This is a genomic window from Winogradskyella costae, from assembly GCF_013403865.1.
Lineage (GTDB): Bacteria > Bacteroidota > Bacteroidia > Flavobacteriales > Flavobacteriaceae > Winogradskyella > Winogradskyella costae.
On sequence record NZ_JABFDK010000001.1, the window covers coordinates 977,243 to 991,094 of the forward strand.

A 13,852-nucleotide genomic window follows, 5' to 3' on the forward strand; every position below is an offset into this window, starting at 1 on the left:
TAAATAATGTAAATTTGCACGCCTTAAATAAATTTTATTTAATGTACCAAGACTATTAACTTTAAATTTAGATATGAAAAAAAGTTTAATTATTTTACTATTTGGAGTTTTAACTTCCTTTACTATGATGGCACAAAATACCATTATTAAGGGTAGTGTAAAAGATGCCGCATCTTCAGAACCAATTCCAGATGTAACAATTACTATTGAGGAAACCCAGCAAACAACTTTAACAAACGGTTTCGGTGAATTTATTTTTTCCAGCAATGTACCATTAGGGGAACATGTTTTAAAAATTTCTAAAGCTGGCTTTGTAACAAAGCGTTACCCAATTATTGTAAACGAAGGTCAAACCGTAGATATTACGGATATGACTTTAGATATCGATGTCACAGATGTACAAGATATGTTTACAATTACATTGTCTGATGACGAATTAAATGATGATACAAGTGGTGCAGATAATATTTCTGGATTACTATCGTCTTCATTAGATGTTTTTCAAAGAACAGCAGCTTTTGAATTTAGTTCTTCTTTCTTTAAAGTAAGAGGTTTAGATTCAGAAAACGGATCTGTTTTAATGAACGGTATTGAAATGAACAAACTTTACAACGGGAGACCACAGTGGAGTAATTGGGGCGGATTAAACGATATGATGCGTAACCAAGTTTTAACAACTGGTCTTACTCCTTCTGATTATAATTTTGGTGGTGTTTTAGGAACATCTAACATTATAACTAGAGCTTCTTCTTATAGAAAAGGTGGACGTATTACATATTCTTCTTCAAATAGAAGTTATACTAATCGTGTTATGGCAAGTTATGCATCTGGTTTATTAGATGGGGGTTGGTCTTATGCTGTTATGTTAGGAAGACGTTGGGGCGAAGAAGGTTTTGTTGATGGAACATTATATGATTCTAATTCATTCTTTGCTTCTGTAGAAAAGAAAATAAACGATAAACACAGTATTAACTTTACTTCAGTTTACACACCTAATAGAAGAGGAAAGTCGTCGCCAAACACACAAGAAATTTATGACCTAAAAGGGATTAAATACAATGAATACTGGGGAGACTTGGATGGAGAACAACGAAATTCTCGTATTAAAGAAGTTGAAGAGCCAATCTTTATGTTAAATCATTATTGGGATATTTCTTCTAAAACAAGATTAAATACTAACGTTGGTTACCAATTTGGTAAATTAGGAAATAGTAGATTAGATTACAGTGGTGGTGGTAACCCAAGTGCTGCTTATTACCAACTACTACCTAGTTATCATGAACAAAGAGATGACCTTGCAGGTGCATATTTAGCAGAGCAAAAATTTATAACTGATGGCCAATTAGATTGGAATCGTATTATAGATGCTAACGTTACTAATAATATTAATGACATAACTTCTGCGTACGCTTTATATGAAGACAGAGCTGATGACAAGCAATTAACAGTTAATTCTATATTTACATCTGAAATTAATGAACACATTGTTATTAATGGAGCAGTAAACTACAAAAACTTAAAGTCAGAAAACTTCGGAGAAGTTATCGATTTATTGGGGTCTAATGTTGGTTTATTAAATGTAGATTCTTTTGACGGATACCAATATGACAACCGTAATCAAGATAGAATAGTACAAGAAGGAGATAAATACAGATATAACTACAACTTATATGCTGATGTCATTTCAGGTTATGCTCAAGGGCAGTTTAAGTACAACAAGTTTGATTTCTATGCTTCTGCCAATATAACTAGCACAACATACCAAAGAGAAGGGTTATGGGAGAATAGCAGATTTGACGGAGTTGATGGACGACCAGAATCTTTTGGAAAGGGAGACGAGCTTTCATTTACAGGTCTTGGTGCAAAAGCAGGATTCACATACAAAATTACAGGAAAACACTTAATTGATGTTAATGGAGGTTATCTTACAAGAGCACCAAATTTACGTAACACGTACTCTAACTCTAGAGAAAATCATTCTGTGGTGAATAATATCAGTGAAGAAATAGTAACATCATTAGATGCTAGCTACATCTTTAGATCACCAATAGTTAATGCTAAAGTTACAGGATTCTATACTAAAATAGAAGACGCTAACGAAGTTGGTTTTTATTATGCTGATGGTTTAAGTGGCGGTAACGATATTACAGATAACGATACGTCTGCATTTGTTCAGGAAGTTTTACAAGGTATTGACAAAAGCCATTTAGGAATGGAATTAGGAATTGAAGCACAAGTAACACCAACTATAAAATTAAAAGGTGCTGCTTCTATTGGTCAATATACATATGATAATAATCCTAACTTATACTTAACGTCTGCTAGTTTTCAAACAGCAGATGGGTCAGGTTCTATTGATTATGGAAAAGCTAATTTAAAAGATTATAAACTTGCTGGAGGACCTCAAAGAGCTGCATCTATTGGTTTTGAATACAGAGATCCTGATTTCTGGTGGTTTGGTGCAACAGCTAACTTCTTCTCTAATGCTTACATCGACGTAAATGCATTAACAAGAACAGAGAATTTCTATTTAGATTCAGATGGGTTGCCAATAAATGACTATGATGAAGACTTAGCTACTGAATTACTAAAACAAGAAAAAATTAGCGACTACATGGTTATTAACTTAGTCGGTGGAAAATCTTGGAAAGTTGATGAATATTATATTAGTCTATTTGCTAGTGTTGGTAACATCCTTGATGAAGTATACAAAACAGGTGGTTTTGAACAAGGTAGAAATGCCAACTATAGAGAACTTAGAGATGATAATGCTGATGGCAATCCTCAGTTTGGTTCTAAGTATTGGTATGGACGTGGTGCCAATTATTTTGTTAACTTGAACGTTAGATTCTAAAAAGAAAAATTAATAAATAATATCACAATTATGAAATGTTCAAATTTCATAAATTCAATAATAATAAATAAAAAAGTTATGAATAAAGCGATTAAATCTTTAAAATTAATGTTAGTCTTAATAGCTTCTGTAGCTATTACATCTTGTGTACAGGATGATGACTATACTATTCCTAATAGTTTAGGAGACGAAGAAAATAAAGGCCTTACATCATTGTTAGAGACTGGAAATGAATTAACGTTCGCAGAAGTTAAAGCATTGTACCAAGGAGGGGAGTTCATCGACCCAGTAGACACTAATGATTATGTGAAAGGATATGTATCTTCATCTGATCAGACAGGTAACTTCTTTAAAGAATTCTATATTCAAGATAGTCCTACAAACCCAACATCAGGTATAAAAGTAATTTTAAACCAAGTTGATACTTACAACCAATTCAATTTAGGAAGAGAAGTATATATTGGTTTACAAGATCTTTTTATTGGAGAAGAGCGTGTTGGAAACGGTGTCATTACAATTGGTGGTGGAACTGAAACTGATCAATACGGTACTACTGTAACAAGTTTAAACGAAATTCAAATAAGGCAAAAAGTTTTAAGATCAGCTGATTCTTACGAATTAACACCTTTAACGTTGGGACTTTCTGCAATTGGTAATAGACATGTAGGTATTTTAGTCAATGTTCAAAATGTGGAATTTGCTGACAATTTAAATGGTTTAAATTATTTTGATCCTATCGAAGTTTTTGATACACAAAGAAAATTACAAGACTGTAGTGGTTTTGAGTACACACAATTTATTTTAGAAACTAGTAGTTTTTCAAGTTTTAAAAATGAAGAATTACCTATTGGAAATGGATCTATAACAGCGGTTGTTAGTAAAACTTTTGATGGTGCTAGCTTAATATTAGCTCTTAACAGTACGGATGATGTAGATATGGAAAACCCTAGATGTACTTTATTAGACCTCTCAGAATTTGATGTTGTCTTTGACGAAGGCTTTGATAGTGGTTTAGGCGACTGGGAAGTTATAAACACATTAGGCACAGAGGAATGGTACGCTAGTAGCTTTAGTGGTGAAGGTTATGTAAGAGGATCTGCTTATGAGAACAGTACTACGACTTTAGAAATGATTAGCTGGTTAATATCACCTTCAATAGATTTTGATGCTAATGAGAATGAGCGTCTTATTTTACAAATTGCAGATGCTTTTAGTAATGGACAACCAATAAAAGCTTACTACTCTAACGATTACACAACAGGTAGTGACCCTGATGATGCAACATGGATAGAAATAGGAGCTTCAGAAATTGCTGCTTTACCAGAAAATACTGGCTTTTTCAACAATGTTTATGATGCTACAGGATTAATTGATGTTTCTATGATTGCAGGTAATGCTGTTTTAGCCTTTGTTTATGATAGTAACAATGCATCAATATCTACGACAGTAGATTTTAGTAATGTTCAAATTTTAGCACAATAAAAAATCTTATTTTTTTATAAAGAGAAAGGACTGTTTAAAACGACAGTCCTTTTTTTATATCCATATTTCATATTAAACGAATAAGAGTATTTAATTTTATGTCTTATTTAATTGATAGTGCTTTATTGTAATTCACTATATTTATAACCTAAAAAAAAGGATTCCACCTCTATGTTAGACACCTTATATATTTCAATATTTAATCACTACAAGAAAACTTTAGGAAAAAAAAGCATTAATATAGCTCTCCTTTATATTAGCACTTTAGAGGTATCTATTGTATTTGTAATAAGTGCTTTTTTTATGGCTTTTGCGAGTCAAATGAACATGCTAATAATGTCTTCATCAAAATTTTGGGTATTATTTGCATTAATTACATTTCTTATAATATCTAAAAACTGGATGCGCTATAATGGAAAGAAACGACTGATTCTTAATGCCAAATCTAAGCGTAATGATACTTCTATTTACTTATTATGGCTTTTCCCTTTAGGCTGCTTCGTAATAGCCTCTATTCTGCTTCAAGTTCAATAAAAAAACGCCACCCTTTCGGATAGCGTTTAAATATTTAAACTTTATAAGTAATTTTTAATAATTATCTATTTTTGGCTTTAACATAACACGACTCTTTACCATCTGTGCCTCAAGCTTATTTATCGCTCCCAAAATCATCTACGATATGCATATTTTTCACTTTGTAAATATCTGCAACCTTCGTAACGGTTTCTTGTAATGCCTTTGGTGTAACTTTAGCTTCATCATATTCTACCATAGCCATACGTGTATCAAAATCTACTTTAGCAGATTTTACACCTTCCATTTTAGCCATCTTCTTTTCGATAGTTTTAGCACAACCCATAGCACAAGTCATTCCATCTATCCCAAATTCTACTTTAGCATACGTTGCATTTGGATCTAGAGTCGCAGCCACGTCTTTTTTAGCCACTTCCACCTCTACAGTTTTAACTTGTGGTTCGGTTTCATTTTTACAAGAGGTAAAAACCAAAGCTACAATTGCAACTATACTTATTGTCTTAAACATCTTCATTGATTTAAAGTATTAATATTTTGGTTAAAACTAACAAATATTGACGTTCCTTACGAAACAATTAACGAATTTTATGACTCATTATAGACGATCTTGTATGAAAAACCCTAATTTAAAATGGATATACCTTATAATGCTATCTATTATATGGGGAAGTTCTTTTATACTTATTAAGAAATCACTTTTAGGTCTTTCAGCATATCAGCTAGGAGCGCTTAGAACTATTATTACAGGAATACTTCTTTTAGCTTTTGGTTTTAATACACTAAAAACTATACCAAAACCTAAATGGAAATGGTTGTTAATTTCTGGATTTCTGGGATCATTTATTCCGGCATTCTTTTTTGCAATTGCAGAAACAGAAATTGATAGTGCCATAGTATCCATATTAAACTCGTTAGTGCCTTTAAATACTATTTTATTAGGCTTTGCTGTTTTTAGAATTACATCAACTAAGCGACAAATTTTTGGAGTAATTATCGGCTTTATTGGTACGGCTATATTAATTTTAAAGGGATCTGAATTAAACCCCCATCAAAATTATTTATATGCAGGCTTTGTAATTGCATCAACAGTAATGTATGCCGCAAACGTCAATATTATAAAACGCTATTTACAAGATGTAAAACCATTGGCTATTGCTGCTGGCAATTATGCCTTCATTGTTATTCCGGCACTAATTGTATTACTATTTAGTGACTTCTTTGCGACAGTAACGATCTCTAATCCAAAGTTATTAGACGCCTTAGTTTATGTTACTATACTATCTGTTTTTGGTACTGCACTCGCCAAAATATTATATTTTAAATTGGTACAAATGTCCACTCCAGTTTTTGCATCTTCTGTAACTTACATTATGCCTATTGTCGCTTTAATTTGGGGAGTTTTAGATGGCGAGAATTTAAGTTATATTCAAGGTTTAGCGTCAATACTTATTTTGATTGGTGTCTATTTATCTCATAAACCACAGTCTAAACTAAAATAATACGCATAAAAAAACCGAAGCTTTCACTTCGGTTTTAATAGACTATTTAAAAGGCCTTAGATTTAATTAAAATCTGCTTCTGTTACACCTTCATTTATCTTCACTTCCATTAATTTGAATACTACAGACTGTCCCATCATATTAGCATCTCTAGTCTCTGGAAATTTTATTCCATTATATTCTTTATAATCTTTTAACAAGGCTTCTTGACTTTGAGTTTGTCCCTGCATAGAAGTCGTCTGTACTTCTTTAACTTTAAGTCCGGTTTCAACATCATAATAAAGCATGAAAGATATCACTTCACCAGAAACTTTTACAACATAAGCATCTTTACCTTCAATACTTTCAATGGCAGTAATTTGAGCAGATTCAGAATCCACTAAATTCAATTCCATAAATAAGCCTGCATTTGCCTTCATATCATTCGTCATATTTTCTGGTAGTGGTTGCTGATTAGCAGTTGCTCCATCTTGAGTCATTACCATAGACATCACTTTATTTCCACCCATAAACATGTTTTGCACCATTTTTCCTTCTAATCGTTTTTCTTCAGAAATCACAGCTCCCATAGGTGTTGTAGCTTCATATTTAGTTAAAACTGATTTTAAAGTCTCTGAGTTATCTGTAACTCCAATTGCTTTAAGGTAATTATTTAAAACAGATTTTACAGTAACTCCTTCTGGTAACTCAACTTCAAACTCAGGCTTATCAGTAGCTTTAGCATACTTATCAAAATACTTGATTGGAATGCCTGTCTTTTCTAAATTCTCTAAAACTTCAGCACCATTACCTACAACAATAATTCTTAAATTATCTTCTTTAAAATATTTGTTTGCTACACGCTTAATATCTTCAATAGTAACATCATTTATTTTTTGTAAATAAGTCGTGTAAAAATCTTGAGGCAAATCGTTTAACTTAATATTTAGTGCATAATTTGCAATAGTTTGTGGACGCTCTAAAGCCATTACAAAGTTACCTACATATTTTGCTTTAGCATCTTTTAAAAGCTGAGCATCAACTGGTTCTGTTCTAATCCTTTTAATTTCCTTTAAAGCTTCAATAACAGCACTATCAGTTACTTCATTCCTAACTTTAGCACTAGCATTAAAACGAGAAGCACCATATCTGTTTGTTCCTAAACTAGAATAAGCACCATAAGTGTATCCTTTATCTTCTCTTAGATTTTTAAACAAATAACCTTCACCACCACCACCTAAGATGTTGTTTGTAATTAAAGCGGCATGATAATCTTCATCACTCATCTTTAAATCAACGTTGTTAGTAATAGAAAGATTAGATTGTGTAGCATCCGGTACATCAACAAAGTTAATTTGCGTGTATTGTACGTTTGGATTTGGTTTTGGCACTGTAGTGTTAACAGTTACAGATTGAGACCAACCTTTAAAATATTTTTGAATTTGTTTTTTAACGTCTTTATACTTTACATCACCAATTACAACTAAGTATGCATGGTTAGGGTTGAAGTATGTTTCGTAAAACGCAACAGCGTCTCCAAATGTTACATTGTTAATTGTCTCTTCTGTTACAAACTCTCCGTAAGGGTGGTTTGTTCCGTAAGATAAAGCCGAACCAACTCTACCAGCAATAACGTCTGCACTTTTAGCATCTGCTTTTAAACCCTCTAGTAATTTAGTCTTTTCTTTATCAAACTCTTCTTCTGTTAATAATGGATTTATAGCTGCATCTGCCATTAATTCTAATACTCTATCTGAATACTTTGTTAATGAACTTGCAAAACCTCCGCTAATTCCAAAATTTAAACTTGCTCCTAAGAAATCTATTTCTTCGTTAAATTCGTCTTTAGAAATACTCGTCGTTCCGTTACCCAACATACTTCCGATTAAGCTTTCAATACCTGCTTTTTTTCCTGTTGCCACAGGAGCATTATCGATTCTTAAAGAATAAGATACTCTTGGTAACTTATGGTTTTCTACTACAAGCACCTTTAAGCCATTCTTTAATGTAAACTCTTCTGGCTTATCAATTGATATTTCTGGTTCTGGACCCGCCACAGGTGGCTGAGATCTGTCTATTTGTGCACTGGCGCCAATAGTCATTATAAATAATGCGAAAAAGGCTACTATTTTATTGTTCATGTTAATTGCTGTTTTCATATTATTGATCGTCTTTTTTTGGTAGATATTCAATTTCTACACGTTGGTTAGGACTTAAATATTGCTTAGCCGCTGCCTGAATGTCTTCTCTAGTAATAGACCTATACGTTTCTAACTGATTATTAATGATATTTACATCACCATATAATAAGTAATATGTTGCTAAAGACCCTGCAATACCTGCTACACTAGAATTAGAGCTCACGAAATTATTTTCAAATTGATTTAAAAGTTTTTGATAATCACGCTCACTAATTAATTCATCCTGAAGCTTTACGATTTCCTCATCGATTTCTGCCAATAACGTATCTAAACTCACTTCGCCTAATGGTAAAGCAAATAGAGCAAAAATATTATAATCTACTTGACCGATATTAACTGCTTGTACCGTTAAGGCTTGTTTTTTCTCGTCAATTAATTTTTTATAAAGTACAGAACTTTTTCCTCCACTTAAATAACTAGAAATCATATCTAACACATAAGCATCTTTGGTAGACTGACCAGGAAGTCTGTAAGCTGCAATAATTGCTGGAATTTGAATATTCTTATCGTAAGCCTTAGCTTTTTTCGTTTCAGAAATTGGTGTTTCTTTTGGGAAATTACGAACTACGTCTGGACCTTTTTTAACAGCACTAAAATAATCTTGTACTAATTTTTTAGTTTTAGCATAATCAATATCACCTGCAACAACTAATACAGCATTGTTTGGCACGTAATATTTATCGAAATACGCATTGAACTCTTCTAAAGTCGCAGCATCTAAATGTTCTAATTTACCAATATTTTCATCCTTGTAAGGGTGAACTTCAAAAAGATTCTCACCTATAGTCTTTAGAAGACTCCCATAAGGTCTATTATCGTAACTCTGACGTTTTTCTTCTTTTACAACTTCGTTCTGTGTATCCACACCAACTTGGTCAATAACAGGGTGCAACATACGCTCAGACTCTAACCACAATCCTAATTCTAATTTATTAGATGGAAAAATTTCGTAATAATACGTTCTGTCTTGAGACGTATTAGCATTAAATGTACCTCCATTTGCAGGAATAATTTTCATAAATTCCCCACGACCAATATTTTCAGAACCTTCAAATAAAAGGTGTTCAAAAAAGTGTGCGAACCCTGTACGTGCTCTATCTCCATCTTTTCCTCCTACGTCATACATTACAGATGTAATAACAACTGGTGCCGTATTATCCTGATGCATAATAACGTGTAATCCGTTGTCTAAATCAAATTCCTCAAATTCAACTTTTTGTGCTATTGCCTGATGGCTAATAAACAACAAAGAAGCCAAAGCTAGTAAGTAGTTTTTCATTGTAGTTTTTTTTAAAATTTAAATTGTTTTAAAGGTTTGTCTATACTAAATGTATATTGTTACAAGAAGTCTCACAAAAATAAGCAATGATTTATCTTTTTAACAGAATAAAATGTAAAAACTCCCCACTATATAGATGTCTATTTTACCAAAAAGGCTTACACTCTTAATTATTTAAAGCAAAAACAGGTCTAAAACCCTTAAAACGCTTGCCTATTAATAATTTAGAACTATATTTGCATCCGCTTTCTGAGATGAAAGCATATTTTTTAATAAACAAATTAATAAAAACGTTACGCTATGTACGCAATTGTAGAGATAGCAGGGCATCAATTTAAAGTTGAAAAAGACCAAAGAGTTTTTGTTAACCGTTTATCAACAGAAGAAGGTAAGAAAGTAGATTTCGACAACGTTCTTTTAATTGGTGATGGTGACAATATTACTTTAGGCGCCCCAGCTATAGATGGAGCACTAGTAGGTGCAAAAGTCTTAAGACACCTTAAAGGTGACAAAGTAATCGTCTTCAAAAAGAAAAGACGTAAAGGTTACCGTGTAAAAAACGGACACAGACAATCTTTAACTGAAATCGTAATTGAAGGTATTACTGCTTCTGGAGCTAAAAAAGCTGCTCCAAAGAAAGAAGTTAAAAAAGTAGAAGCAAAAGCTGCTCCTAAAAAAGCAACTGGAAAAGCTGACGATTTAAAGAAAATCGAAGGTGCTGGACCTAAAGCTGCTGAAGCATTAGTTGCTGCTGGTTTTGAAACTTTTGAAAAAGTGGCAAATGCAAAGCCAGAAGAATTAAGCAATGTGCTTAGTGAAGCTAGCTCAAGATTAGCACACATCGTTACTGATACTTGGCCAAAGCAAGCTAAATTAGCTGCAGATGGTAAGTGGGACGAGTTAAAAGAATTACAAGACAGATTAGACGGTGGAATTGAAAAGTAATTTTCAATTGCATTAATATTAACAAAATAAAACCTTAAGATCATGGCTCATAAAAAAGGAGTTGGTAGTTCGAAGAATGGTAGAGAATCAGAATCAAAACGTTTAGGCGTTAAGATATTTGGTGGACAAGCTGCTATTGCTGGAAACATTATCATAAGACAACGTGGAAACACGCACCATCCAGGTGAAAACGTTTACCAAGGAAAAGATCATACTTTACATGCTAAAGTTGACGGCCTAGTAAAATTTACTAAGAAAAAAGACAACAAGTCTTACGTTTCTATTGAAGCTTTTGAAGCTTAATAAATTCATTTCTTAACAAATTGTAAAAACCCTTTCTATTTATAGAGAGGGTTTTTTGTTTTTGTCATTTTAAGCAAAGCGAAGAACCTCATAGTAACATCGTTATTATCTATTGAATAAAGATGTTTTGCTTCACTCAGAATGAAGCTCTTTTAGATAATCTCCATCTTTTTTAGCAAGAAACTAGCATTCATATTCTGGCAAACGCCTTGTTTCAATTTATAATCAAAAAAGAGTTCATCGTTTATGATTTCTGCATCGAAGTAATAGTTTTTTACAGCTTCTAATTCTGTTTCTATTTCAGTAAGACTTAAATCGTGCGTTGCTATGATTCCAGTGGCATGTTGTTTAACCAATTTCTCAACAAACTTGCGGGAGCCAATAGCTTTATCTGTGCTGTTCGTCCCTTTTAAAATTTCATCTAAAATGACGAAGTAGTTTTTATCATTTTCAATCGTATCTACAACAAATTTTAATCGTGTTAGCTCGCTAAAGAAGTACGAACTATCATCTGTTAACGAATCGGTTGTTCGCATACTTGTAATTAACTTAATAGGCTTGTATTTGCTTTGTTTAGCACAAATAGGCAAACCAACATTGGCCATTACAATATGAAGCGCAACAGTCCTTAAAAATGTACTTTTACCAGCCATATTTGCACCTGTTACGATAAAAAATTGTTCTTCTCTTAATTCTAAATCACTATCTACACGTTTTTCTGCATTTAATAACGGATGCCCCAGGCCTTCGGCTAAAATCGTCACTGGTTTCTCCGTAATTATTGGATAGGTAAATTTTTGATGATTAAATGCATAATTCCCTAAGCTATTAAATGCATCGAAGAAGGTAACCACTTCAAACCAATCATCTACTTTATGGCTGTATTTAGAAATCCATTTTTCAACGTTATAACTGTTTCTAATATCTAGCAATAAATAACCATTGCCTAAAACCAATGAAATAAGATTATTCCTATTATCGAGAGCATCCAGTGCTTTTGAAAACTTTGAGAATATTTCGGATGCTTTCTGGTCTTCAGACCTAATCAATTTTTGTTTCTCCTTTAATAATTCAGACTTAAACGTTGTCGTTTCAATGGCTTCTAAAAGCAATGCGTATTGTCTAAACGTATCTTTGGCTTGTCCTGTATGAAGCGCTAGGACATCAATTTTTTTCCAATATATGCCGGCAATTCCAAGTCCCACCAATAACCAATAACCAATGGTTGTAATTGGGATAATTTCCGCAATTCCTAATCCTAAAATCACCAACGATACGATACTAAAACCAATAGTTAATACAAGCTGGGTTTTACCTAAAAAAGGCTTATAGTCTTTTAACCATGTAATAATAGAGGCTGCAGAATGTTCTATTTCTACACCTTGCGCTACAGCAACATAGTTTTGTCTCCATTTAGGTAAATCTGCTAACTCCTTTATAGCGTCTTGTCGTTCTTTAATGTTGGTAATAGCGTTAGAAAGCAAATTGGCACTTAATTTCTGAGCTCCTTCTTTAAGGGCAGTTCTATTCATAAATTGAAAGAAAGATCCTTTCCCAAATAAATCGATATCTAAACTAAAAAAATGTTTAGGATCTTGATACTCGGCTCCCTCTGGTCTATCATGAAAATCACCTTTTGCTATTTTTAATTCTTCTTCGTTAATAGCTATTAAACGCTTGTGTAAGTTTCGTTTCGATTTTAAATCTGTATAACGGGATAATAAGAAAAGAAAACTAGACAAACCTAAAACAGCAATTCCTGTGGAGACCTGCCAATTCTCATAAGTGAAATAAATTCCAATTCCTGAAAGCACAAAAATGGCAAGTCTAAGTATACTATATAAGCTTAGCTGTTTAAATATACGTTTAGAAGTTACTTGATTTAATTCTAATTGCTCTTTGTAAAAAGATGCTGGGTTTTGCATAAGTCTATAATAAAATTGAAATATAAGAAAAGTAAAAATCCCAAGTCATAATTAGGCTTGGGATTTTGTATAATAAGATTTCTGCTTTCGCAGGAATATGTTAACCTTTTAAAGTCGCAGATAAATACTCACGATTCATACGTGCAATATTTTCTAAAGAAATACCTTTTGGACATTCTACTTCACAAGCACCTGTATTTGTACAGTTACCAAAACCTTCTAAATCCATCTGCGCTACCATATTTTTAACACGATCTACAGCTTCCACTTGCCCTTGTGGTAATAACGCATATTGTGATACTTTAGCACCGACAAATAACATTGCCGAAGAGTTTTTACAACTTGCTACACATGCACCACAACCAATACAAGTTGCTGCATCCATAGCTTCATCTGCTGCATGTTTAGAAATAGGAATACTGTTAGCATCTTGTGTGTTACCAGAAGTGTTTACAGAAATATATCCACCAGCTTGTTGAATACGCTCAAAAGCCATTCTATCTACTACTAAATCTTTAATCACTGGAAATGCTGCTGCTCTAAATGGCTCAATAGTAATGGTATCACCATCTTTAAACATACGCATGTGTAACTGACATGTCGTTACACCTCTATCTGGTCCGTGTGCTTCACCATTAATATACATAGAGCACATACCGCAAATTCCTTCACGACAATCATGATCAAATGCAACAGGCTCTTCACCAGAGTTTACTAATTGTTCATTCAAAACATCCATCATTTCTAAGAAAGACATGTGTTCTGAAATATCAGTAACTTTGTAATCGACCATTTGACCCTTAGCTTTTGAGTCTTTTTGTCTCCAAATTTTAAGTGTTAAATTCATATCG

Annotated in this window: 11 protein-coding genes; 6 read left to right on the forward strand and 5 right to left on the reverse strand. The window is 32.9% G+C overall.

The window, feature by feature from the left end:
• Positions 1–73 precede the first annotated feature (73 nt).
• The 3 genes from HM986_RS04145 to HM986_RS17695 all read left to right on the forward strand — a co-directional run bounded on the left by HM986_RS04145 (position 74) and on the right by HM986_RS17695 (position 4,870).
• On the forward strand, positions 74–2,854 hold the full coding sequence (locus HM986_RS04145) for a carboxypeptidase regulatory-like domain-containing protein (protein ID WP_179333801.1): 2,781 nt from the start codon (positions 74–76) through the stop codon (positions 2,852–2,854).
• Positions 2,855–2,932: 78 nt separating this feature from the next.
• Positions 2,933–4,336 (forward strand): DUF5689 domain-containing protein, encoded by a 1,404-nt coding sequence (locus HM986_RS04150; RefSeq protein WP_179333802.1) that lies wholly within the window; start codon positions 2,933–2,935, stop codon positions 4,334–4,336.
• A gap of 336 nt (positions 4,337–4,672) precedes the next feature.
• Positions 4,673–4,870, forward strand: a complete 198-nt coding sequence (locus HM986_RS17695) for a hypothetical protein (RefSeq protein ID WP_246288445.1) — start codon at positions 4,673–4,675, stop codon at positions 4,868–4,870.
• A gap of 115 nt (positions 4,871–4,985) precedes the next feature.
• Here the strand turns inward: HM986_RS17695 and HM986_RS04160 are convergent, their stop codons facing one another.
• A complete protein-coding gene (locus HM986_RS04160; RefSeq protein WP_246288446.1) occupies positions 4,986–5,378 on the reverse strand; it encodes a cation transporter in 393 nt (130 codons plus the stop codon).
• Positions 5,379–5,481: 103 nt separating this feature from the next.
• Between HM986_RS04160 and HM986_RS04165 the strand changes: the two genes are divergently transcribed.
• Positions 5,482–6,369, forward strand: coding sequence for a DMT family transporter (locus HM986_RS04165; RefSeq protein WP_179333805.1), 888 nt, complete (start codon positions 5,482–5,484; stop codon positions 6,367–6,369).
• Positions 6,370–6,431: 62 nt separating this feature from the next.
• Here HM986_RS04165 and HM986_RS04170 read toward each other — a convergent pair whose 3' ends face one another.
• Positions 6,432–8,489: a M16 family metallopeptidase gene (locus tag HM986_RS04170; RefSeq protein ID WP_179333806.1), complete on the reverse strand. Its 2,058-nt coding sequence runs from the start codon at positions 8,487–8,489 to the stop codon at positions 6,432–6,434.
• A gap of 19 nt (positions 8,490–8,508) precedes the next feature.
• Entirely contained in the window at positions 8,509–9,828 is a 1,320-nt protein-coding gene (locus HM986_RS04175) for a M16 family metallopeptidase (RefSeq protein WP_179333807.1), read from the reverse strand.
• Between the two features lie 300 nt (positions 9,829–10,128).
• Between HM986_RS04175 and rplU the strand changes: the two genes are divergently transcribed.
• Both rplU and rpmA read left to right on the forward strand, forming a co-directional pair.
• On the forward strand, positions 10,129–10,773 hold the full coding sequence (rplU, locus tag HM986_RS04180) for a 50S ribosomal protein L21 (protein ID WP_179333808.1): 645 nt from the start codon (positions 10,129–10,131) through the stop codon (positions 10,771–10,773).
• A 42-nt stretch (positions 10,774–10,815) separates the two neighbouring features.
• Complete coding sequence (gene rpmA, locus HM986_RS04185; protein WP_074936881.1) at positions 10,816–11,076, forward strand: 50S ribosomal protein L27; 261 nt, start codon at positions 10,816–10,818, stop codon at positions 11,074–11,076.
• Between the two features lie 152 nt (positions 11,077–11,228).
• Here rpmA and HM986_RS04190 read toward each other — a convergent pair whose 3' ends face one another.
• Positions 11,229–13,001 (reverse strand): MutS-related protein, encoded by a 1,773-nt coding sequence (locus HM986_RS04190; protein WP_179333809.1) that lies wholly within the window; start codon positions 12,999–13,001, stop codon positions 11,229–11,231.
• A 100-nt stretch (positions 13,002–13,101) separates the two neighbouring features.
• Positions 13,102–13,848 carry a succinate dehydrogenase/fumarate reductase iron-sulfur subunit gene (locus HM986_RS04195; RefSeq protein ID WP_179333810.1) on the reverse strand — a complete coding sequence of 249 codons (747 nt, stop codon included), beginning with the start codon at positions 13,846–13,848 and terminating at the stop codon, positions 13,102–13,104.
• Between the last annotated feature and the right edge of the window lie 4 nt (positions 13,849–13,852).